Raw genomic sequence first — 21,913 nt, 5'->3', positions numbered from 1 at the left:
GATCCCTGTCTGACCGTGCCTATGCGGAGGACGTGATATTCCGATCGCGTTTCGCGAACCGGGTGGGTCATGTCATGAATAGATGGAATTGAATGATGAAACAGAAGATCTCCTTGGCACTTGCCGCCGCATGGCTGGCCGCGACCGTCTGCAGCGCCTGGGCCGATACTTTCACGGGGGCCGGCTCGTCCGCCGCGGCGCCGATCTACCGCAGCTGGGGTGCTGCCTATGAGAAGGCCACCAGCAACAAGCTGGTCTATGAGTCGGCAGGCTCTTCGGCCGGCGTGCGCAAGATCAAGGCGCGCGAGGTGGGGTATGGCGCGACCGACGTCGCACCGACACGCGCCGAGCTGGAGAAGGATGGGTTGCTCGTATTTCCGATCGCCATCACGGGCATCACGCCCGTGGTGAACCTGCCCAGGATCGCCGACGGCCAGCTGCGATTGAACGGCAACGTGCTGGCGCGCATCTTCATGGGGCAGCTCAGCCAGTGGAATGCGCCGGAGATCGCCCAGCTCAACCCGGGCCTGGCCCTGCCCAATCTGCCCATCAAGGTCATCGTGCGCAGTGACGGCTCGGGTACCACCTACAACTACACCGACTATCTGGCCAAGGTGCATCCGGACTGGCAGGCGCAGTTCGGCGTCAAGAGCAGCATCGCATGGCCCGCACAGTTCATCGCGGCCAAAGGCAGCGAGGGGGTTTCCAAGGCGGTGCGCGACACGGTGGGAGGCATCAGCTATGTCGACTTCGGTTATGTGCGTGAATACCAGCTCACCCCGGTGCAGCTGGCCAATGCCACGGGTGAATTCCTGAATCCGTCCAGCGAAAGCTTCCGCACCGCGCTGTCGGCCAGCGACTGGGTCAGCAGCGGCAACTTCACGACGACGCTGACCAACATGAACCGACGCGGTGCCTGGCCTATCACCATGGGTACTTTCGCCATCGTGCCGCTGGTGGCCGACCAGCCGCAGGACATCCTGCCCGCCCTGAAGTTCTTCGCCTGGTCCTTCATGCACGGTGACGAACTGGTGCAGCAGAGCAGTTTCGTGCGCCTGCCCACCCGCGTGCAGGCGGCGGCCTTCAGGATCATCGCTTCCGTCAAGGACAAGACCGGCAACCCGATCGGCATGCAGGTCACGGGATTCTGAACCGGTGCGGCCTTCAGCGCCGCGCCGACGACACCACGATGCCGCAGACGATCAGCACGAAGGCGGCGCCGTGGTACAGCTGCGGCAGCTCGCCCAGCAGGGCGGCGGACATCAGGGCCGCGAGCAGGGGCGTGAGGTTGCCGAAGAAGCTGGCCACCGTAGGGCCGGCGCGTTGCACGCCGATGCCCCAGGCGCGGTAGGCCAGCAGGGCCGGTCCCACGGCCACGAAGACCAGGGCCGCGACCAGGGGCCAGCCCCAGGTGATGCGCTGGTCCACCACCACCCATTCACCGGCGGCAAAGAGGCCTGACCAGGCCAGGCCAAAGACGATCTGCGCCAGCAGGAAAGCCGCCCAGTCGCCGCGGATGGTGGTCGGTTCGCCCCCCGGGCGCGCCAGCATCCAGCTGTAGAAAGCCCAGCATATCGACGCGATCAGGATGTAGATGTCGCCCGGCAGCAGCTGGACCTGCAGCAGGGTGTCCAGCTGGCCGCGGCTGAGCACCAGCAGCACGCCGCTGATCGAGAGCAGGGCGCCCAGCAGCTGGCGGCGCGACACGGGCGCCGCGAAGAACAGGCGGCCGATGAGCTGCATCCAGATCGGCATGCTGGCGGCCACCAGGGTGACGTTGATGGGCGAGGAGGTCTTGAGCGCCAGGTACTGCAGCGCGTTGTAGGCGCCCACGCTGAGCAGGCCCAGCATGGAGAAGCGCCGCCAGTGTTGCCACATCCCGCTGTCGCGCTTCAGCACCCAGGCCGCCAGGGGCAGCAGGATCAGGCCGGCCAGCGCCCAGCGCAGCAGGTTGAGCATCATGGGCGGCACCAGTTCGCCCACCATGCGGCCCACCACGGCATTGCCGGCCCACATCAGGGGCGGCAGGGTCAGGAGCAGGGCGGTGGAGGGGCTGAGGCGGGTGTGCATGGGTTGGCACTGTAACAAGCCCGCGGCCGGGACGCTGCCGCCCGGGCCGTTTGGCCCTGCTGACGGCGGGCACTCGTATGCTCACGTAGAATTTTGCGCAACACAAGGAGACAGACCATGAGCCAGTTCACATCCCGCGCCGTGCGCATCAATCAGCACGGCGGCCCCGAAGAAATGAAGATCGTCGAGGTGACGGTGGGCGAACCCGGCCCCGGCGAGATCCGCATCCGCCACAAGGCCTGCGGCCTGAACTTCCTCGACGTCTACCAGCGTACCGGTGTCTACCAGCTGCCCATGCCGCTGCAGCTGGGCATGGAGGCCTCGGGCATCGTCGAGGCCGTGGGCGAGGGCGTGACGCACCTGAAGGTGGGCGACCGCGCCGCCTATGCCAGCCAGCCGCCCGGCGCCTATTGCGAGCTGCGCGTGATGCCGGCCAAGTGCGTCTGCAAGCTGCCCGACAACATTGATTTCGAGACCGGCGCGGCCATGATGCTCAAGGGCCTGACCGTGCAGTACCTGCTCAACAAGACGCGCCCGGTCGAAGGGCTGCAACCCGGCGATCACATCCTCTTCCATGCGGCTGCCGGTGGCGTGGGCCTGATCGCCTGCCAGTGGGCCCGGGCCCTGGGCCTGCAGCTGATCGGCACCGCCGGCTCGGCCGCCAAGTGCGAACTCGCCCGTGCCAACGGCGCAGCGCACGTGATCAATTACGCGACCGAGGATTTCCAGGCGCGCGTGAAGGAGATCACCGGCGGCAAGGGCGTGAAGGTGGTGTACGACTCGGTGGGCAAGGACACCTGGGACAAGTCGCTGGACTGCCTGCGTCCCTTCGGCCTGATGGCCAGCTTCGGCAACTCCTCGGGCGTGGTGCCGCCCTTCGCCCCGGGCAGCCTGGCCGCCAAGGGCTCGATCTACGTGACGCGCCAGACCCTGTTCACCCACATCGCCACACGCGAGAGCACGCAGGCCATGGCCGACGACCTGTTTGCCATGGTGGGCAGCGGCAAGGTGAAGATCAACATCGCGCAGCGCTACCCGCTGGAGCAGGTGCAGCAGGCGCACCGCGACCTGGAGGCCCGCAAGACCACGGGCAGCACCATCCTGACGCTGTGAGCTGGGCGCTGCTGCATTATCGGAAGACTGCGTTCTAGCGCAGCAGCGTCAGCACCATGCGCGGCATCTGGTTGGCCTGCGCCACCATCGCCGTGCCGGCGTTCTGCAGGATCTGCGCGCGCGACAGGGCGGCCGTCTCCTTGGCGAAGTCGGCGTCCATCACACGCGAGCGGCTGGCCGACATGTTCTCGCTGCTGAGCTGCAGGTTCTGGACGGTGGTGTCGAAGCGCGACATCTGCGCGCCCAGCTTGGCGCGTGTGCCGCTGACGTAGTTCAGCGCCTTGTCGATCTGGCGCATGGCCAGGCTGGCGTTGTCGACCGAAGTGACGTCCACGTTCATCAGGCCCAGCGAACCCAGGTTCATGCCGCCGATGGCCGTGTCTATGGTCTGGCCCGCATTGGCACCGACCTGGAAGCTCAGGATGTTGCCGGTGCCGCCGGCCTTGCCCAGCTCTTCCCAGGTCTCGGTGAAGCCTGCGAGGACATCGGTGCCGCTGCGGTTGCCGAAGTCCTGCACCACGCTCTTGGCGGTCTGGGTCGTGCCGTTGTCGACATCCAGGCCGCCGATGGCCCCGGGATCGGTATTGCTGAAGTCGAAGCTGGCTAGGAAGCCGGCCTTGCTGGTGTTGAAGTCGGCCACGAAGGCCGCCTGGCTGGCATAGGCGCCGCCGCTGGCATTCACGAAGGCATCGTTCAGGGTCTGGCCCGCGGTGTTGTGCAGGTAGGCCAGCATGTCCTGCACGCCGTTGCCGCCGGCCGCCTGGATCTTTTCGTGCAGGTAGCGGACGGCCACATAGGCCGACGAATAGTCCACGCTGGCGCTGCCCCAGGCCGTGATGTCGTCGGCCAGCGTGGCCACGGAGCCGTCGGCCTGCACCCGCTCTTCGGCGCCGTGGATGAATTCGGCCGCACCTTCGAGGAACCAGGTGGCCGAGCCGTCGTTGGCCAGCTCACCCCAGCTGGCGCCAGTGGCCATGACGGCGTGCACCATCTCGTGCGCGATGATGCGGTCGTTGTAGAAGGGGGCGGTGCCGCCGTCGGGCAGGTTGGGCGGCACGAAGTCCGCCATGTCGACCTGCATCCTGATGTTCGTGCCGGGGCCGCTGGCCCCGACCGACGACACGACCCGGGCGGCCGTGTTGCCGGCGGCATCGGTGAAGGTGGTGAGCTCGATGCTGATGGCATTGCCCTTGCCCGCGATGCCGTAGGCCTGGCTGATCATGTTCTCGGCCACTTCCAGCCAGCCGCCCTGCAGGCCTTCGATGACGGCATCCTGGTCGGTGTTGCTCAGGCCGGTCACCTTGTTGCGGCTCTGGTCGAAGACCTTGAGCGTATTGAATTCGGTGGTGCGGCCGATGCGGTCGATCTCGGCGGCCAGCTGGTTGACTTCCTGCTGCAGGGACTGCCGGTCGGAGGCCGAGTTGGTGGCGTTGGCCGACTGCACCGCCAGCTCGCGGATGCGCTGCAGGTTGCCGGTGATGGTGGTGGCTGCGCCCTCGGCGGTCTGCAGCATGGAGATGCCGTCGTTGGCGTTGCGGATGGCCTGGTTCTGGCCGCGGATCTGGCTGGTGAAACGCTCGGAAATGGCCAGGCCGGCAGCGTCGTCGCGGGCGCTGTTGATGCGCAGCCCGCTGGACAGCCGCTGGATGGACGTGGCAAAGGCCGACTGACTGGTCCCCAGATTTCTCTGGGCCGTCAGCGACAGCATGCCTGTGTTGATGACCATCCCCATGATGGAGCCTGTCTTCCGTCTGCCTTGTCTGATGCAGGGCCCATGGCCCGACCACGGTCTGCCCGCAGGAAAGACCGCCCCTGCACTGATGTCGGCAACTGGCCCGGAAACTGGGGCCTTATTTTTGGATGGGGGGAAACACCTGCAGCAGGGGGCTAAAGTTCATCGTCCTCGTGCCGATGGCTGCGCCAGATGGCCCGGCCCAGCCAGAGCGCACCGATGCCCGCGCCCAGGAAACCCAGCAGGCCGAAGGCCGGCAGGCCCAGCAGGGTGGGGCCGCCGCCCACCGTCATGACGATGGAGGAGCCGATGATGAGCGCCGCGATGATCAGCGCCAGCGAGAGCCGGTTGGCCGCGCGGTCGAGCTGCTTGCCGACGTGGCGCAGCGAGCGGCTCTCGATGTCCAGGCCCATGCGCCCCTGGCGCGCGCGGCGCAGGAGATGCGAGAGGTCCTGCGGCAACTGCTCGGCCACCTCCAGCAGGCGCAACCAGGAGCCCCAGGCGCGCCCTGCCAGTGCGCGGGGCCGGTAGCGCGCGCGCACCACCTGCTGCAGCAGGGGCAGGGCCTCACTGGTCATGCTGAAGTCCGGGTCCAGGCCACGGCCCAGGCCTTCGAGCGTGATGAAGGCCTTGATCAGCAGGGCCAGGTCCGCCGGCAGGGCCAGGTGGTTCTCGCGCAGCAGGGTGGTCACGTCCAGCAGCATGCGGCCCAGGTTCAGTTCGGCCAGCGGGGTGCCGTGGTACTGGTCGACGAAGGCCTCGATGTCGCTTTCCAGCCGCTCCACCGGTACGGCCTGGCCGTCGCGTGTCCAGTCCACCAGCACGTCCGCCACGGCCCGTGGTTCGCGCTGCACCAGGCCCAGCAGCAGCTTGAGCAATTGCTGGCGCCGGCGCATGGAGAGATGCCCCACCATGCCGAAGTCGATGAAGGCCAGGCGGTTGTCCGGCAGGTAGAAGACGTTGCCGGGGTGCGGATCGGCGTGGAAGAAACCGTCTTCCACGATCATCTTGAGCACGGCCTGGGCGCCGCGCCGGGCCAGCAGGCGGCGGTCCAGCCCGGTGGCGTCGAGCCGGTCCAGGTCGTGGCCGGCGATGCCCTCGACATAGTCCTGCACATTGACGCGCTCGCGCGTCCAGGCCCAGTGGATGCGGGGGATCTGCACGAAGGGCAAGGCCGCCATATTGCGCGCCAGGCGCTCGGCATGGCGGCATTCGCTGGCCAGGTCCAGTTCGCGCTGCAGCGAGCGGCCGAACTCGCGCAGCAGCTGGCGCGGGCGGTAGGGCGCGAGCGCGGGCAGTTCGGCTTCGGCCAGGGCAGCCAGGCGATCGAGCAGGCGCAGGTCGGCCTCGATCACCTCGCGGATGCCGGGGCGGCGGATCTTGACGATGACTTCGCTGCCATCCTTCAGCCGGGCGCGGTGCACCTGGGCAATGGAGGCGGCGGCCAGCGGCTCGGGGTCGAAACGGGCGAACACGGCCTCGGGCTCGTCGCCCAGGTCCTCGCGCAACTGCGTGCGCAGGTCGTCCAGCGGCAGGGCTGGCACATGGCTGTGCAGTTTCTCGAATTCGGCGATCCACTCGGGGCCGAACATGTCGGCGCGGCCGGCCAGGATCTGGCCCAGCTTGACGAAGGTGGGGCCCAGTTCTTCCAGGGCCTTGCGCAGCTGCACGGGGGGCGGCAACTGGGCCAGGTCGGCGGCGTGCTCCCAGTGCAGGCGGTGGCCGGCCTTTTCCAGGGCCCCGGCCAGGCCCCAGCGGCGCACCAGTTCACCCAGGCCATGGCGCATCAGCACGCCGGCGATCTCGTTGAGGCGGCCCAGGCTGCTGCGCCTGACACCGTGGACCGTAGACATCGTGTTCATGGTCGGAGTGTCAGGCCGGCGGACTCAGGCGCGGGCGCGCCGCACCCGAAGGATCTCGTCGAGCAGCAGGAAGATCACCCCCAGGGTGATGGCGCTGTCGGCCACGTTGAAGGCCGGGAAATGCCAGCGGCCGATGTGGAAGTCCACCATGTCCACCACGTAGCCGTGCAGCAGGCGGTCCACCACATTGCCGATGGCGCCACCCATGATGCAGGTCAGGGCGAAGCAGAACAGGCGCTGGCCGGCATGGGCGCGCAGCAGGTAGAGGATGAAACCTGTGGCGGCCACGCCGATGCCCACGAAGAACCAGCGTTGCCAGCCGTCGGCCCCGGCCAGGAAGGAAAAGGCCGCGCCGCGGTTGTGCACGCGCACGATGTTGAGCCAGTCGGTAAGGTAGGAGCTCTCGCCCGGGTGGTAATAGGCCAGGATCAGCACCTTGGTGAGCTGGTCCACCACCAGGATCAGCAGGGCCAGGCCCAGCCACTGCAGCAGGCCGGCCGATTTGATGGCGCGCCCCATCAGGCGACCTTCCGGCTTTCGCCGGCGCCGTAAAGGTTGCTGGTACAACGGCCGCACAGCGTGGGATGGGCGGCGTCGATGCCGACGTCCTCGCGGTAGTGCCAGCAGCGTTCGCATTTCTGCGCGGTGCTCGGTGCGACCTGCACGGTCAAGGAGCTACCGGCTTGCAGCGTCACGGCCGAGGTGATGAAGACGAACTTCAGGTCCTCGCCCAGGCTGGCCAGCAGCGCATGGTCGGCCGGCTCGGCCGCCAGGGTCACGGTGGCCTGCAGCGAAGCGCCCACCTTGCCCTCGGCACGCAGCGCTTCGATGTCCTTGTTCACCGCATCGCGGATCTCGCGGATGCGGGTCCACTTGGCCAGCAGCGCGGCATCGGGCTGGCCCAGCTCGACATAGGTTTCCATGAAGATCGATTCGGACGAGCCGGCCACCTTCCACGCTTCCTCGGCCGTGAAGCTCAGGAAAGGCGCCATCCAGCGCAACATGGCTTGCGTGATCTGGTACAGCGCGGTCTGGGCACTGCGACGCGCCAGCGACTTCGGGGCCGTGGTGTACAGGCGGTCCTTGAGCACGTCCAGGTAGAAGGCGCCCAGGTCCTCGCTGCAATACACCTGCAGCTTGGCCACCACCGGGTGGAATTCGTAGACCTCGTAGTGCGCCAGGATCTCAGCCTGCAGTTCGGCCGCACGGCTCAGCGCGTAGCGGTCGATCTCCAGCAGTTGGTCCAGCGGCACGGCGTCCTTCTTCGGATCGAAGTCGCTGACGTTGGCCAGCAGGAACTTCAGCGTGTTGCGGATGCGGCGGTAGGTGTCCACCACGCGCGCCAGGATCTTGTCGTCGATGCCCAGGTCGCCCGAGTAGTCGGTGGCGGCGCACCACAGGCGGATGATCTCGGCGCCCATCTTTTCGCTGACCTGCTGCGGGGCGACGACGTTGCCCACGCTCTTGCTCATCTTGCGGCCCTGGCCGTCCACGGTGAAGCCGTGGGTCAGCAGGCCGCGGTAGGGTGCGCGGCCGTACATGGCGCAGGCCGTGAGCAGCGAGCTGTGGAACCAGCCGCGGTGCTGGTCGTGGCCTTCCAGATACAGATCGGCCTCGGGGCCACTCTCGTGGCCGGCGCCGGGGTGCGAGGTCTTGAGCACCGTGGTGTGCGTGGTGCCGGAGTCGAACCACACTTCGAGGATGTCGGTGCTCTTGCTCCACTGCGTGGCGTTACTCTTGTCGGCTATGCGCTGCAGGATCTCGGCGGTGCTGAGCTTGCTCCAGGCCTCGATGCCGCCCTTCTCCACCACCTCGGCGGCCAGGTCGATGATCTCGGGCGTGCGCGGGTGCGGCTCACCGCTGTCCACGTCCAGCAGGAAGGGCAGGGGCACGCCCCAGCTGCGCTGGCGCGAGATGCACCAGTCGGGCCGGTTGGCGATCATGTCGCGCAGGCGGGTGCGACCGTTCTCGGGGTAGAACTTCGTCTCGTCGATGGCGGCCAGGGCCAGCTGGCGCAGGGTCTGCGGCGCCTTGTCCTTGGTGAAGATGCCCGTGCCCTCGTCCATGCGCACGAACCACTGGGCCGCGGCGCGGTAGATCACGGGCGTCTTGTGGCGCCAGCAGTGCGGGTAGCTGTGCGTGATGTCCTGGGTGGCGAAGAGGCGCCCGGCGTTCTTCAGCGCCTCCAGCACCACGGGCACGGCCTTCCAGATGTTGAGGCCGCCGAAGAGCGGGAAGTCGGCGGCGTAGGCGCCGTTGCCCTGCACGGGGTTGAGGATGTCGTCGTACTTCATGCCGTGGCTCACACAGCTGTTGAAGTCGTCCACGCCGTAGGCCGGTGCCGAGTGCACGATACCCGTGCCGTCCTCGGCCGTGGCGTAGTCGGCGAGATACACGGGGCTGGGTCGGCGGTAGCCGGCATCCACGTCGTACAGCGGATGCTTGAAGTTGATCAGGCCCAGCTTCTTGCCCAGGGTGGTGGCCAGCACCTTGCCCGTGAGCTTGAAACGCTCCATGCACTTGTCGACCAGCACGGCGGCCAGCACCAGCAGGCCGCGCTCGGTCTGCACCAGCGCGTATTCGAGCTCGGGGTTCAGGTTGAGCGCCTGGTTGGCGGGGATGGTCCAGGCGGTGGTGGTCCAGATCACGGCGTAGGCCGCTTGCTCCAGCTTCGGAACACCGAAGGCTGCAGCCAGTTTCTCGGGCTCGGCGCACTCAAAGCCCACGTCCAGCGTGCTGCTCTTCTTGTCCTGGTACTCGATCTCGAATTCGGCCAGCGAGGAGCCGCAGTCGAAGCACCAGTAGACGGGCTTGAGGCCGCGGTAGACGAAACCGCGCTCCATGACACGCTTGAAGGCACGGATCTCGGCAGCCTCGTTCACATAGTCCATCGTCCGGTAGGGCTTGTCCCACTGGCCGAGCACGCCCAGGCGCTTGAAGTCGGCCATCTGGCCGGCGATCTGCTCGGTGGCGAAAGCGCGGCTCTTGGCCTGCATCTCGTCGCGCGGCAGGTTGCGGCCGTGCAGTTTCTCGATGGCGTTCTCGATGGGCAGGCCATGGCAGTCCCAGCCCGGGATGTACTGCGCGTCCAGGCCCTTGAGCTGGCGCGCCTTGACGATCATGTCCTTGAGGATCTTGTTGACGGCGTGGCCGATGTGGATGGAGCCGTTGGCATAGGGCGGGCCGTCGTGCAGGATGAACTTGGGCTTGCCCTGGCGCACATCGCGCAGCTTCTTGTAGAGGCCCTGGTCTTCCCATTGCTTGACCCAGCCCGGCTCGCGCTTGGGCAGGTCGCCGCGCATGGGAAAGGGGGTGTCGGGCAGGTTCAGCGTGGCGCGGTAATCAACTTTGTCGGTCATGGCAAACTTTTCGAGAGACGTGGCGGCCCAGAGGGGCGGGCGAAAGGGGGCTTGAGCTGGCGCGGGGCAAGGTGCGCCGGTAGTGCCCCGTCAAATTCGCCGGGCGAACCAGGCGCGGGCAGCATCGCAGTCCCGGGTGATGCCTTGCGTGAGGGCATCCAGACTGTCGTATTTCAGTTCGTCGTGCAGTTTGTGCAGCAGTTCCACGCGGATGATTTTACCGTAGGCCCCCTCGGCGCCCAGGGCGGCCGGCCAGTCCAGGCAATGGGTTTCCAGCAGGACCCGGCCGCCATTCACATCGTTCGGGTCCAGCGAGGGACGGACCCCCAGGTTGGCCACCCCGCGCAGGGGCTGGACGTCCAGGCCATGCACCAGTACGGCAAAGATGCCGCTGGCGGCCGGTTTCCAGTGGCTGAAGCGCAGGTTCAGGGTCTTGAAGCCCAGCTCGCGCCCGAGCTTGCGCCCGTGCAGCACGTGGCCGGAGATGTGGTACGGGTGGCCCAGCAGGCGGGCCGCGTCGTCCATGCGGCCCTCCGCCAGGGCAGCGCGCACGGCTGAGCTGGAGACGCGCAGGCCGTGCACCTCGTAGCTGTTCATGCGCGCCACGTCGAAGCCCCGGGCTGTGCCGGCGGTGTCCAGCAGGGCGTAGTCACCGGCGCGTTTGGCGCCGAAACGGAAGTCGTCGCCTACCAGCACGTAGCGCGTACCCAGGCCGCGCACCAGCACGTCGTCTATGAAGGCCTGGGGACTCAGCGATGCCAGCCGGGCGTCGAAGGGCAGCACGATCACCTGGTCGATGCCGCAGCGCTGCAGGTCGGCCAGCTTGTCGCGCAGGGTGGCGATACGTGCCGGCGCCAGGGCAGCGTTGCCCGTGGCGCCGGCAAAGTAGTCGCGCGGGTGAGGTTCGAAGGTCATGGCGCAGCTGGGCACGCCGCGCTGCGCCGCCTCGCCGCGCAGCAGGGCCAGCATGGCCTGGTGGCCACGGTGCACGCCATCGAAATTGCCGATGGTCAGCGCACAGGCGGGGGCGATGCCGGGGTGGTGGAAGCCGCGGAAAACCTTCATGGGCAGGGTGTTGGTATCTTTTTGATAGCGGGCCGGGCTGTCAGCAAAAGCAAAGCCGCCAAACAGTCATCAAATCAGGGTATATTGTGTCCGAATGGCGAGGCGGCTCCATCGCAGGGGCCACCGCAGACGCAAACGTTCCGTTTGGATGGTTCTCGTAACCGGTCAGGAGGCGTGTTTTGAAGGTCTTGAAGCTGTCGGCCCAGGGGCTGCCCCAATCCTGGATTTCGCTCGAAGAGGCGGTGCTGCACTATGCCGCCGACGAGGTGCGCTGGGAGGCGGGCGGCGAGATCGCCGTTTTCCATGGCGGCCACAACGCCATCACCGGTGAGCAGTCCGTCATCACCGTCAACAGCATCATCGGCACCAAGGGCGTGCCCAGCATCAACCCCTTCGACCTGCGCCCCAGCCTGACCAACAGCAAGCTCTTCACGCGCGACCGCAATGTCTGCGCCTACTGCGGTGTAGACCACCACGAGACCGAGCTCACCCGCGAGCACATCATCCCCTTTGCGCAGGATGGCCAGGACCACTGGATGAACGTGGTGACGGCCTGCCGCTTATCACCCCCAAAAACATCACCAGTTGAGTGCGTGAGTGAGTTCCGACCTCGCAGGAGGCGGACGAATCGCCTCTCAGCAACTCGTGGTCATCACCAGTTCAGTTTACGAGTTCGCGGGAGGGCACGATGAGGTCCCTCCATCTCGCTGTCGACAGCTCGGGGTACCCGGCTCGCTGGCTGTCTTGGCAAGACGCCATCTGCCAGGAGACTCTTGGCAAGGTCGCCTATGGCTTTGGCGACCACGAGTTCACTTTCACTGGCGGCAAGAACCGAGACACGGGTCTTGACTCGCAAATCACGCTCAAAAGCATCTTGGTGCTCAAGGGACGCAGTCCTGAGCGCAACAAGCGCACGACCATCCCGCTCTCGAATGCTGCGTTGTTCCGGCGAGACCAGTTCATGTGTGCCTACTGCGGCACAGTGAGCGCTAAGGGGCTCACGCGCGACCACATTAAGCCGCTGTCGAGGGGCGGTGCCGATTCTTGGCTCAACTGCTGTGCTTGCTGTGTAGCCTGCAACGCGCAGAAAGGCTCGCAGACGTTGGAGGAGCTTGGTTGGCAACTGCTGTATGTGCCGTACGTGCCGAATCACCAAGAGGGCCTGATTCTCGCAAACAGGCACATCCTAGATGACCAGATGGAGCTGCTAAAGAGCATGGTTCCTAAGCACTCCCGGGTGGTAGGGCACGCGTGAAGCGTGCCCGCGGGCGTCACTCCAGCTGCGCCATAAACTCCGGACATGGGCACTGGATTGAGCGCCTACGGCTCTCAAGTGATACTAATTCTGATTAGCCCAAGGATTACGGTCGCTATCATAAAAAATATCCAATACGGAACCCGATTTTCTACCTCATGAATGAGCACGTTTGGTTTCGACTTGCCCTCAGTTTGGCATGTCTTACAGCCTTAGTTGGTTGGTCTGCTTGGGGCTGGAGCCATTACGCAGCGATGAGGGCAGATAGCGTCGGTGAAAGTCGTCGCACCTACCAGCAGGAGATGGCGGAAAGATGTCGAAGCGCTCCAAATTTTCCGGCATGCATCAGCAACGATGAGTTCTTGCTTGGCCAAGCAAAAGCGATGCTTGAAGGATTGCAATACCGCGAGCAGGCGCGGGCCATTGTTCCTTGGGCTGCTGGAGTACCGGTAGCCATATTGCTCATTTTCTTCTTGACTCGATGGATACTGACAGGCCGGGTCAGGCCATTTTGGGTCCTTTCGGAAAAATCTAACAGGGATGATGCGTGATGGATGACCGCGCATTTATGTGGATGAGGTATGTTAGTGAAAACTCCCTTGCCTCAACCTTGATTGCAGCGATACTCATCGGCGCCGTGGGTGGCCTTTGGCGGCTGTATCGAAATACACGGGACAGCAAACGTATTTACGAGTATCTAGTTCACTCTGCCTCGAATACTGACTATGTATTTCGTTCGACGCAGGCTATATCCACAAACACCAGAATCCCTGAAAGTCGAGTTGTGGACCTCTGTATCAAGCATCCAAATATCAAACGCAACGAAAAGGAAAAACAATCATGGCGTCTGGCGGACCATTGAAACTACTGATTGCGTCGAGTTTGACCGTATTTTTCGTTGGCTGTGCGACGCCGGTAAGCCATACAAATCAGTCCCTGGCTACATACGATAAAGACACTGAGTACGGTATCGAAAAGAGAGATGACGGATTCGGAATTACTGTCTATTACTCTCGCTACCAATTCATCCCAGAAAGCAGTGCCGTTGCAACGGCCTGCAAGAGCCAGCTCACCGCTATCGCGTGGGAGCATGCAGATAAGGTTGGGAAACAGATTGTGCCGATTAACGAGCAGCGCATCCGCATCTCTATGGGGCGGAATGGAGTGACAGGGATAACGTCCTGTCAGGCTACTGCAGTCGCAAATTGGAAGTAGGCGCCCTTAGCGTTCTCAAGCTCGTGCTTCGAGCGTTGAACGAATCAGCAAGTCCAGCGCCACTTGCCTGCTCTGAACTCGAGGCGCACTTTCCACGGCAGCTCTTGCTGCGTCCTCGTCGCCAACGATTAGCACCTGCTTCTGGGCGCGTGTGACCGCGGTGTAAATCAGAGTGCGGTCAAGCAGTCGGTGCCCGGTGAGCGGAACGATGACGCGAGGCCACTGTGAGCCCTGGGCCTTATGCACCGTGATGGCGTAGCCCAGCTGCAGGTCGTCTAACATCTCCTCGGCGACAGGCCTGCGAATGCCATCGTCCCAGAGAACCCAGGCTAGGGGGCGCTCGGCATCGCCGTCCTCACCATCAGCCACGGGTTGCTGTACATCCTCAACGTCCACGATGGTGCCCAGTGAGCCGTTCTGCAAGCCTCGGTCCCACATGTTCCGCGTGCACAGAACAGGGTCGCCAAGGTTGAATCCGGTGAGCGCCACCGTGTCATGCTGAGCGCTCCAAACTGTCACGGCTTTGCGCCCTGCCGTCGTCTCCGCCTGGCAGAGGCTGTTGATGGTGTTCACGCCGTCGGGCCCGTTGCGGCGTGCGGACAGGATTTGAGTGTTCTCTGGGTCGAGCCTGTACAAGTCCAGAACTGTCTCGGCAATCAGGCTGCTACCTGTGGCAGTAAGTGTGTCAGCGCATGGGATGAACGCGATTGCGCCAGCCTCGTCGTTTGACAGGGAAGGCCAGATGCCACTGCGGATGGAAATCGCCGCGGCCGCGATGTCGCCACCGTAGCGCTTGATGACCTTTAGCTCTCCCAAGGGAACAGCGGGAACGCGAATCAGAGCATGAAGCACCAGCCCTGGTCCGACCGGCATCAGCTGCTCAGGGTCTCCGGCGAGCACCAGGCGAACATCGGGACCCAGCAGCGTGCACAGCCGATACATCGAAACAATGTCCACCATGCTGGCCTCGTCCACGACCACAACAACCTTTCCTGAAAGCTCCTTGCCTGCCCGCAAGAAGTTGGCGATAGTGGAAGCCGAACGGCCAGTCGCCTCCTGCATTCGCTTCGCTGCACGGCCGGCCAATGCGAGTTGTACCACCTCGATGCCCGATTGGTCGTAGACCCTGTACAGCGCCTTGAGCACCGTGGTCTTGCCAACGCCAGCTCCTCCTGTGATGAGAACAAAGGAGTGGTCAGATGCAAGGTAGACGGCGCGTCGCTGTTCGGCATTGAGCTCAATGCCTTCCTTCGCCTCGTAGTCGTGCAGAAGGCCCTCGACTTCTGCAGGCGGCATCAGTGCTTGGTCGGCAGCGGTCAGGCGTGAAACGACCGCATTGGCAACCTGTTGCTCCATCACCATCGCGCCAAACGGCTGCACACCGTGAAGGCCCACGACAAAGCTGCCGTTGGATAGGCCCTGCGACAAGGCTGTCGGAACCAGGTTGCGCCAGCGAAACGTCGTGGTCTGGCTGCCCAGGACGGCTTGTAGGTAGTCCATGAGGGTAGAGGACAGTGCGGTGGTGTGACCGGCCGTGAAAACGCGATAGCAGGCCTCCTCGATGGCTCCCTGCAGGCGACGCGGGTCGTCCACCGCCACGCCGAAGTGGCTCCTAGCAAGTGCATCAACCTGCCGCCACGATGCTGAGAAACTCAGAAGGCGGTAAGGGTCTTGCTGGAGCTTCTCTGGTGTTTCGCTGCCGAAGAAATTCAGCACCTTCCGGCCAAGCTCAAGGTCGAAGCCTTCTGCCTGAAGCCACTGCAGCGTGCGACTGTCTCCAAATTGCGCCCAGGCGGCGGCCACTTGGGCTGCGCTCTCCGGCGTGAGGACCGTGGCCAGTGTGTCAACGTTTGCGGTGTCCAAGACCTCGAACAGCTTGGCGCCTAGGGCATCCCACAGCTTTCTGGCCTTGACCCGCCCGATGCGTTCGAAGGCTGGGTTGTCAGCCAGGAACGAGACGATGTGCTCGCCAGAAGGACGCAGCAGGAGGGCGCTGGACGCTTCGACTTGCCATTCCGATACCCGGAAACCATTGACCTCCAACAAGCGCTCAACGGCCTCGCCAGAGACCTTCCACCACTGACCGGGCTGGACGAGTGTCTTACCCAAAGTCGCACCGTTGGCCTTCACGACGTAGTACGCCGCTGCGTCCTGGACGTTGCCAGTGTCGTCGATGGGCTTCCCAGTGAAGATGCAGCCACCGAAGCCCTTTGGGCTCTGGCTGCGTATCGCGGTGACCCGCAGGGTCCTCTCGAGCATCAACGCGGTAACCTGCCTGTCAGGGCCAGTGCTTCGCTCAGGACGGCGTACTTCTCCAACGCCCTCTTGAGCTCGGTGACTTCGGCCTTCAGACCCGCGTTCTCCGTCTCCAGCCTGCGCAGACGCTCTGCTTCAATGGCGCCTCGCAGCTTGCCGGGTTCCCTGGTGAGCGGGGCAGGCACGCCGGCGGGCTCTTCCACTTTCGGTGGAAGCACGCCGCGCTGACGCAACTCGTCCTCCAGGTCGCTGAGCGCCTTCTTGACGCGTGGGTTCTGGTCAAGGACCGACTTGGCGAAGCCGCACTCGATTGCGAGCTCCTTGCGCGAGAGCTGTCCACGGTGAACCAAGGAGCGAAGCTCATCGTCAGACTTACTCGCTATCCAGGTCGCAAAAGCCTGGACGTTCTCCTCGGCGACCTGCCTACCGCTGGCCATCAGATGCTCCCTCTGTTTCATACCGCTGCTGCCAGTCGCCATCAGCTAGGCCGGTGCTCCGTCGATAGGCTGCAACCTCGGCCGAGTCCAGCACGACCTTCTTGTTAATGGTAAGACGGCCCTTGATGAAGGTGTACTGCCGTCCGCCAACAAGGTGGTCCATGAGCTTCAACAGCGCTGCCGCAACGTGCTTGTCGGCATGCGGTTCTGGACTTTCTGGTGCAGCCAACAGGAACGGTTGTCCGCCCTTCGTGGCACGAGCAATGGCGCCGTCTATGTCGACGCCAGGCCGCAGCGTCTTGAGCAACGTGCGAAGTGCGTCGTTCTCCTTCTGGAGCCAGCGTGCAACGCTCTCTTTGTCCCTGATTTGGGCCTGCAGGACGGGGTCGAGGACGGTGTCCGCGAGACTGCCGTTCCTGGAGACGCTCTTCTGGCGAGACGCCTGCTCGGTGATTCGCAGTTTGATGTACTCGCCAAGCATGGAGCCGGTGTTGCTGACCGTCGAATACGCCGGTCCGTTTGGACCGCAGCGACGAACCACCTCAGCCGCGGCAATCGGAACACCGTCCTTCTCCATCAGGTCGCACACCTCTCTGATGGCAGCGATATTCCCGCGCCTGATGCTGTTGCGAGAAGCGGCAATATCGTCATACAGGACGTCTGAGGCCCTGCGTTCCGGCTGTTGAGAGTTGTTCATTTCAGGGCCTTGATGGGGATAGTTTTTGAGGCGCTAGGGGTGGTCGCTTTGCTTGATGCCAGCAGTAGCTCCGACAGTCCTTGCTGCAGGTGTGGAAGGGAGGCAAGCGGTGTCCGCCCCTCAAGCAGGTCTGAGGCTTGCGACGGGTCTTCTGCCGCACCCAGCATCAACTCGATGGCCAGATTCGCAGCTGACAGACGCTGGTCGTCAGTGAGCTTGAAGTACAGATTCGTCAGGTCAGAGTGCTCGTTGATGGCCAGGAACTTGCCAACGGCCATCTCGAGGTCGAGTGCCACTGCCTTGGAATCCAGGGCGTAATCGGGCAGGAGTTCTGCGCAGGTTGATAGGAAGTGGTCAAGCTCCAGCTGGGTTGCCTGCTTGAAGCTGAAAGTCAGGTCCTGGTTGGGCTGGTCTGTCACCAGCATCAGGCGTGAGGTCGATTCACCATCCGCCCTGCCGCCTGCCAGAAACTGCTTGTAGTCATCGAGCTTATGCACCGATGCTTCATAGAGCTTCATCCTGTGCCACCACTCGGTGAGCATGTCGTTCAGCTGCCGCTCCTCGACATCGGTCTGTCCGCGCAGGAGGTCGGCCTGTGCGAAATCCTCAGCGTCCTCAGCGTCAAGGATGGAAGCACGCAGCACGTCGAGGGCCTGAATCTTCTGGCGAATCTTGAGAATCAGCTGGTTCCCTTCGATGCACTGCCCGAGCAAGAACGCTGGCCCCGTCAACCAGAATCTGCACTGCGGACACGACGGGCCCCTGTCGCCCACCGGAACCGGGGCAATTCTCCCATTCGAAGTAAGGCCACCTTCCTCGCAGCGGGTGCCTGGGCAGATGCCACCCAGCCGGAATTGCAGCAGGCCAGCGTTCTCCGTCATTGCGTCGAACCCGGTGTACATACCCTTGTACGAGGAGTTCGTCACCAGGTAATCGCGCATTGCGTGCGCTTCGGCTTCCGTGAACTTCGGGATTGCCGCCGTAGACCTCCCCGCCGTGGCCTCGGCGTTCTTCAGAGCTTGACGCATTTGCCCTGGTGAGGGTTTGTCATACCATAGCGTCATGATGTACGTGGCATGGCCGGCCACGTACTCTGAGACGATATTTAGTGGGACACCTCGGTCAAGCAGGTCAGTGATGCCGGAGACCCGCAGGGTATGAATGTCGTGGAGCGCGCGAGTCTTGCCGCCGGCGGTCGTAACGAGCTGCACGCGCTGGCTTTCGCTCTGAGCCAAGCTGTTGATGCGTCTTTCGGTTTCGGCACAGAGTTCGACCCAGAGCTTTAGAAGTTTTTGTTTGGATACCGGCAACGACGGGTCAGTCCCGCGGTCCGCAGAAGGGTCACGGAAAAGGCAGAGGAACTTGTCTTGGCGCTCGGTCCACTCTTCCGGCTGGTTCCGGTGACCCTGCACTTCGATAATGCCGTACGGGGTGGGGTGAGCGGCATATAGGCGAATCCATTCGTACTGGTAGCGCAGGTGCTTAAGTAATTCGTCGCTGACCCACGGGATGTGGTACCCCTCGTCGGATGTTTTATTGACCGGCACCCAGATGCCAATGACGTCAGACACGTCCAGCATCCCGGAAGGAATCACCTGCAGTACGCCCTCCCTGCGATTCGAGTCAATGACGCCATTGATTGCTATTTGGTTCGGATTGGGGACCATGGCCCGGCGCTCGAAGTCGAAGATGAACGCATCGGCTTCGCCGGAGTCAAACAGCCTCGCCTGAAGGCTGCGCAGGGGCAATGTCAAGAGGGTGTAGAGCAGCAAGGCTGCGCTCGGGCACCAAACGTACTCCAGCGCTTTTGTCTTCTCGTTGACGAGGTGGGTCCAGCCTCCCTGCGCTTTCGCCCATGCGTAGTCATCGCCGGTAAGGACTTTGCGCATCTCTTCCATAATATGAGCTGCAATCGCCTTCCGAGTGGTACCGCTCTTAAGCGTGTCACTGAATCGGTCCAGCTTCATGTCAACTGGCTGTGCTAACCAAGGGGCGTTCTTCGGGTCCCCCTTGTGCCTTGCCAGGAGACGGTCTTTCACGAAGTCGAAGAACTGACCGAGCATGGTTAGGCGCCCGTTCCTCGCTGCAGCAGAACTGAGCTTGGTGGCCAAGTAGCCGCGGTAGCAGGCGTAGCTTCCTAGCTGGTAGTCGTTGATGAGTGACCGCGTGATTTCCAGGGGCGAGCGGGGCGGATTGGGAAGAGAGCAAAGGAATGTCGCAAACTCTGCACATGCGGTCTTGCGGGTTTGACCTTGCGTGTCTTTGGTCTCCCTGACGAACTCTTCGAACCACTGGCTCCACTCAAACATGTGAGGGTGCTCAGCGCGCAGCTGCGAGAACGAAGAGAAGTCCTCGAGCTTGACGACCTCCGGCTTCTTGAAAAGAAGCGCCTGTGTTGGTGCTCCGGCGCACCTCGAGTTGTGGAGTCTGAGGAGTGCGTTGTAGGTCTTGCGCTGCTTGCCGGCCTGTTGCACCGTCATGGGCTCCTTCGCCTCAAGGACCAAGTCAATGCAAGTCGCTAACAATTCCGTGGTGACCTGCGCGAGGGAGCGAAGGTCAGAGGCGAGCATCAGGTTTCGCAGATGCGTTTCCCGGTTCACTTCAGTTGACTTCGCCACTTCCATGTTCGCGAGCTCGGCCATCAGCTCGTCGGCTTCTGGAGGGCGATACTCCTTTGCAAATATGGCGCCCTGGTTGCTGCGATGCGAGAGGTGGAGGTGTTCTTGAATGCCTGATTGGGGGTGTACGAACGGGAAGAGGAGCCAACCCTTCGTCGCGCTGTATCCCAGAAACTCGTACACCCTCGCCTGGTAATAGGATTTTGGGATGGTCCCCCTCTGGGGGTTGACATCGCGAGACCCCTCGAACAATGCCTCGATAATGAGGCCGTAGAAGGAAAGAGCCGAATCCGCAGCTCGTGCGGCGCCCGTCAGGTAGTCGTGACCGATGGCGGATTCACGGTTGCCATTGAGGCGGTACAGAGCGTCCATCTCCGTTACGGTCTTAGGCTTCAGCGCTTTCAAGACGCGAGGCCCTTCCTCGCCGGTCACCAGCTCACGCAGTTGAGTTACTGTGAAGTCTTCGCCAAGAATGGCGCTAACGGCGCCCCGGTTCACATTCCAAAGAGAGTTGCCCGCTGTGGCAAAGAGCTTGCAGGAGCCGTCCTCGACGGTTGTGAGTTCCCTCCAGAGTGCTTCGCCCCGCACTGCTGCATACGAGTCGATGGCGGCACGCAACTCGCGCATCGAAGGCGTGGTCAACAACTTGAACCTGGTTTTGTCGGTGTTCAAGTGGACTGCTGGTGCCAGCGCTGTAGAAGCAGGGAACACTGCCAGCGGCTCGGTGCTGATGTACTTGTAGGTCATCGCATCTTCCTGGTTAGTCTCTTGGTGTCGATGTCCCCGAGCGCCGTTGTCCCGTGCCGCTGGAGGGCGCTGGGCAGCACGCCCTGCGCCTGTGCGCCGACGGCCTTCCTGCCCTCGGCTGCAGCCAGCTCGTCCCTTGCCGTTTCTGGTGAGATGTGGGCATAGACGGCCGTCGACGATATTTGCGCGTGACCCATCCATTTCTGCACCATCAGCAGGTCGGCCTTCAACACGTCGACACAGTAGAAACCGTAGTAGTGGCGCAGTGAGTGGAGGCCATACCCTTTCAGGCTGACCCCAAACTTCTTCTCCACACGTTTGCGGGCCAGGTCGAATTGCTTGGCGGCTGCCTTCAGGGTCAGGGGCTCACCGTCTTCATTCACCCAGTAGTACGGGTGCGGCCGCCTGGGCAGCCTCTGCCTGACCTCGTGCAGGTACTCCCGATATAGAGGGACGAGTTCTTTGTCGGCGTTTCGAATGAAGTAAGTTTCCGATTTGAGGGCAGCCTCATCGTCGAATTTGATGCCCTTCCATCCGAGTGCGCTGCGCTCGGCGCCGTGGTCAGTGCGGGGCAGCAGACCGAACTGTTTCTTCAGATATTCCTTTCGCGTACCGCGAAGGGTCGCGCCCGACAGGTTGGTCCACTCCATCAATGACTGCACTGGATGGGCAAGGACGAAGTGCAACATCTCCTTGTCGGTGAAGACGTCGTGGGTGAATGCGTTGAGCACCTCCGAGATGCGACGTCCCCCAAAGGCCAGTGTCGAGAACAGCAGTCGGTCGCGGGGGTTTTTCGTCTCGTCCAAAAGTAATTGCAGGTATTTCTGAGGAAATGGCTTGTACTGCCTTAAGCCGGTGAGCGCCTTCTTCCTGCCCCCAGTCTTCTTCCTGAGTCGCTTCTTGGTGTGGAAGAGAAGACTCTTCTCGGCATGCTGCGAGCCTGACCACGAGACACGACAGTCTTCGATGAACCGTATCTCCCGGGTTGGCCAAATCGCGTCTCCGTTGTCCATCACGAACTTGACGTACTCCACCACGGCGCTCCGACACAGCACGTATTCGTTCTGCGAGGACGGAGCCCATCCCAACACGGTCCCATGGTCATACGCGTGAAGGAAGTCTTCCAGCAGCCGCCCGATTTCGCGTGCCTCGATGGGCTTGCTCCCACACACAAGCGTGTAGTAGTCCTTCAGTTTGCCGATGGCTGTGACGTACTTGCGAAGCGTCTCGTAGCTTCGCGCTCCCTCGCGCTGGAGATACCTCGCGTACATAGCCACGCTGAGGCTCATGGTCGGCAGGCCCCTCTCATCCAGTTCCACCAAGACCGGCAGCGTTTTTGCGTCAGGCGCCTCAATCGCTAGGTGTATGACGATGTGGGCGCCGTCGAAGCTCAGCATTTCGATATCATACCAGTAAACTGGTAGGTGTTAATAACTAAAATTTGGAGCTATCAAGTGCAGTCACAGTGTTTTCGGCCTCCCTCTAAA

16 protein-coding genes are annotated in these 21,913 nt (G+C 63.1%); 5 read left to right on the top strand and 11 right to left on the bottom strand.

What is annotated here, in order from left to right:
- Positions 1 to 95: 95 nt before the first annotated feature.
- Positions 96 to 1,151: a phosphate ABC transporter substrate-binding protein PstS gene (gene pstS / locus HTY51_RS12200; RefSeq protein ID WP_254606872.1), complete on the top strand. Its 1,056-nt coding sequence runs from the start codon at positions 96 to 98 to the stop codon at positions 1,149 to 1,151.
- Positions 1,152 to 1,164: 13 nt separating this feature from the next.
- Here pstS and HTY51_RS12195 read toward each other — a convergent pair whose 3' ends face one another.
- Entirely contained in the window at positions 1,165 to 2,070 is a 906-nt protein-coding gene (locus HTY51_RS12195; protein ID WP_174252976.1) for a DMT family transporter, read from the bottom strand.
- A gap of 117 nt (positions 2,071 to 2,187) precedes the next feature.
- On the opposite strand from HTY51_RS12195, the gene HTY51_RS12190 reads away from it, so the two are divergent.
- A complete protein-coding gene (locus HTY51_RS12190; RefSeq protein ID WP_174252975.1) occupies positions 2,188 to 3,183 on the top strand; it encodes a quinone oxidoreductase in 996 nt (331 codons plus the stop codon).
- Positions 3,184 to 3,217: 34 nt separating this feature from the next.
- On the opposite strand, the gene HTY51_RS12185 is transcribed toward HTY51_RS12190, so the two are convergent.
- The 5 genes from HTY51_RS12185 to HTY51_RS12165 form a co-directional block, all read right to left on the bottom strand.
- A complete protein-coding gene (locus tag HTY51_RS12185; RefSeq protein WP_174252974.1) occupies positions 3,218 to 4,915 on the bottom strand; it encodes a flagellinolysin in 1,698 nt (565 codons plus the stop codon).
- Positions 4,916 to 5,070: 155 nt separating this feature from the next.
- The gene (locus HTY51_RS12180) at positions 5,071 to 6,768 is read right to left on the bottom strand and encodes an AarF/ABC1/UbiB kinase family protein (protein WP_174254264.1); all 1,698 of its coding nucleotides are present in this window, start codon (positions 6,766 to 6,768) and stop codon (positions 5,071 to 5,073) included.
- A 33-nt stretch (positions 6,769 to 6,801) separates the two neighbouring features.
- Positions 6,802 to 7,296, bottom strand: coding sequence for a signal peptidase II (gene lspA / locus HTY51_RS12175; RefSeq protein WP_174252973.1), 495 nt, complete (start codon positions 7,294 to 7,296; stop codon positions 6,802 to 6,804).
- A complete protein-coding gene (gene ileS / locus HTY51_RS12170; RefSeq protein WP_174252972.1) occupies positions 7,296 to 10,136 on the bottom strand; it encodes an isoleucine--tRNA ligase in 2,841 nt (946 codons plus the stop codon). The genes lspA and ileS overlap by 1 nt, the downstream gene beginning before the upstream one ends.
- Positions 10,137 to 10,226: 90 nt before the next feature.
- Positions 10,227 to 11,201 (bottom strand): bifunctional riboflavin kinase/FAD synthetase, encoded by a 975-nt coding sequence (locus HTY51_RS12165; protein ID WP_174252971.1) that lies wholly within the window; start codon positions 11,199 to 11,201, stop codon positions 10,227 to 10,229.
- A gap of 179 nt (positions 11,202 to 11,380) precedes the next feature.
- Here HTY51_RS12165 and HTY51_RS12160 point away from each other — a divergent pair, with 179 nt between their 5' ends.
- The 3 genes from HTY51_RS12160 (at position 11,381) to HTY51_RS12150 (ending at position 13,007) form a co-directional block, all read left to right on the top strand.
- Positions 11,381 to 11,893 (top strand): HNH endonuclease, encoded by a 513-nt coding sequence (locus tag HTY51_RS12160; RefSeq protein ID WP_174252970.1) that lies wholly within the window; start codon positions 11,381 to 11,383, stop codon positions 11,891 to 11,893.
- Positions 11,890 to 12,456 carry an HNH endonuclease gene (locus HTY51_RS12155; protein WP_174252969.1) on the top strand — a complete coding sequence of 189 codons (567 nt, stop codon included), beginning with the start codon at positions 11,890 to 11,892 and terminating at the stop codon, positions 12,454 to 12,456. Before HTY51_RS12160 ends, HTY51_RS12155 begins: the two co-directional genes overlap by 4 nt.
- Before the next feature lie 158 nt (positions 12,457 to 12,614).
- Complete coding sequence (locus tag HTY51_RS12150; RefSeq protein WP_174252968.1) at positions 12,615 to 13,007, top strand: hypothetical protein; 393 nt, start codon at positions 12,615 to 12,617, stop codon at positions 13,005 to 13,007.
- A 679-nt stretch (positions 13,008 to 13,686) separates the two neighbouring features.
- Here the strand turns inward: HTY51_RS12150 and HTY51_RS12145 are convergent.
- The 5 genes from HTY51_RS12145 to HTY51_RS12125 are packed head-to-tail and all read right to left on the bottom strand — an operon-like array spanning position 13,687 to position 21,823.
- Complete coding sequence (locus tag HTY51_RS12145) at positions 13,687 to 15,930, bottom strand: AAA family ATPase (protein WP_174252967.1); 2,244 nt, start codon at positions 15,928 to 15,930, stop codon at positions 13,687 to 13,689.
- Positions 15,930 to 16,364, bottom strand: coding sequence for a VPA1267 family protein (locus HTY51_RS12140; RefSeq protein WP_174252966.1), 435 nt, complete (start codon positions 16,362 to 16,364; stop codon positions 15,930 to 15,932). The genes HTY51_RS12145 and HTY51_RS12140 overlap by 1 nt, the downstream gene beginning before the upstream one ends.
- Positions 16,351 to 17,061 (bottom strand): hypothetical protein, encoded by a 711-nt coding sequence (locus tag HTY51_RS12135; protein ID WP_174252965.1) that lies wholly within the window; start codon positions 17,059 to 17,061, stop codon positions 16,351 to 16,353. Before HTY51_RS12135 ends, HTY51_RS12140 begins: the two co-directional genes overlap by 14 nt.
- Positions 17,058 to 20,426, bottom strand: coding sequence for a VPA1269 family protein (locus HTY51_RS12130; RefSeq protein ID WP_174252964.1), 3,369 nt, complete (start codon positions 20,424 to 20,426; stop codon positions 17,058 to 17,060). Before HTY51_RS12130 ends, HTY51_RS12135 begins: the two co-directional genes overlap by 4 nt.
- Positions 20,423 to 21,823 carry a site-specific integrase gene (locus tag HTY51_RS12125; RefSeq protein WP_174252963.1) on the bottom strand — a complete coding sequence of 467 codons (1,401 nt, stop codon included), beginning with the start codon at positions 21,821 to 21,823 and terminating at the stop codon, positions 20,423 to 20,425. Before HTY51_RS12125 ends, HTY51_RS12130 begins: the two co-directional genes overlap by 4 nt.
- Between the last annotated feature and the right edge of the window lie 90 nt (positions 21,824 to 21,913).

This window comes from Rhodoferax sp. BAB1, assembly GCF_013334205.1.
Lineage (GTDB): Bacteria > Pseudomonadota > Gammaproteobacteria > Burkholderiales > Burkholderiaceae_C > Hylemonella.
The sequence above is the reverse complement of the archived record's forward strand: the minus strand, read 5'-3'. Positions and strand labels throughout refer to the sequence as shown.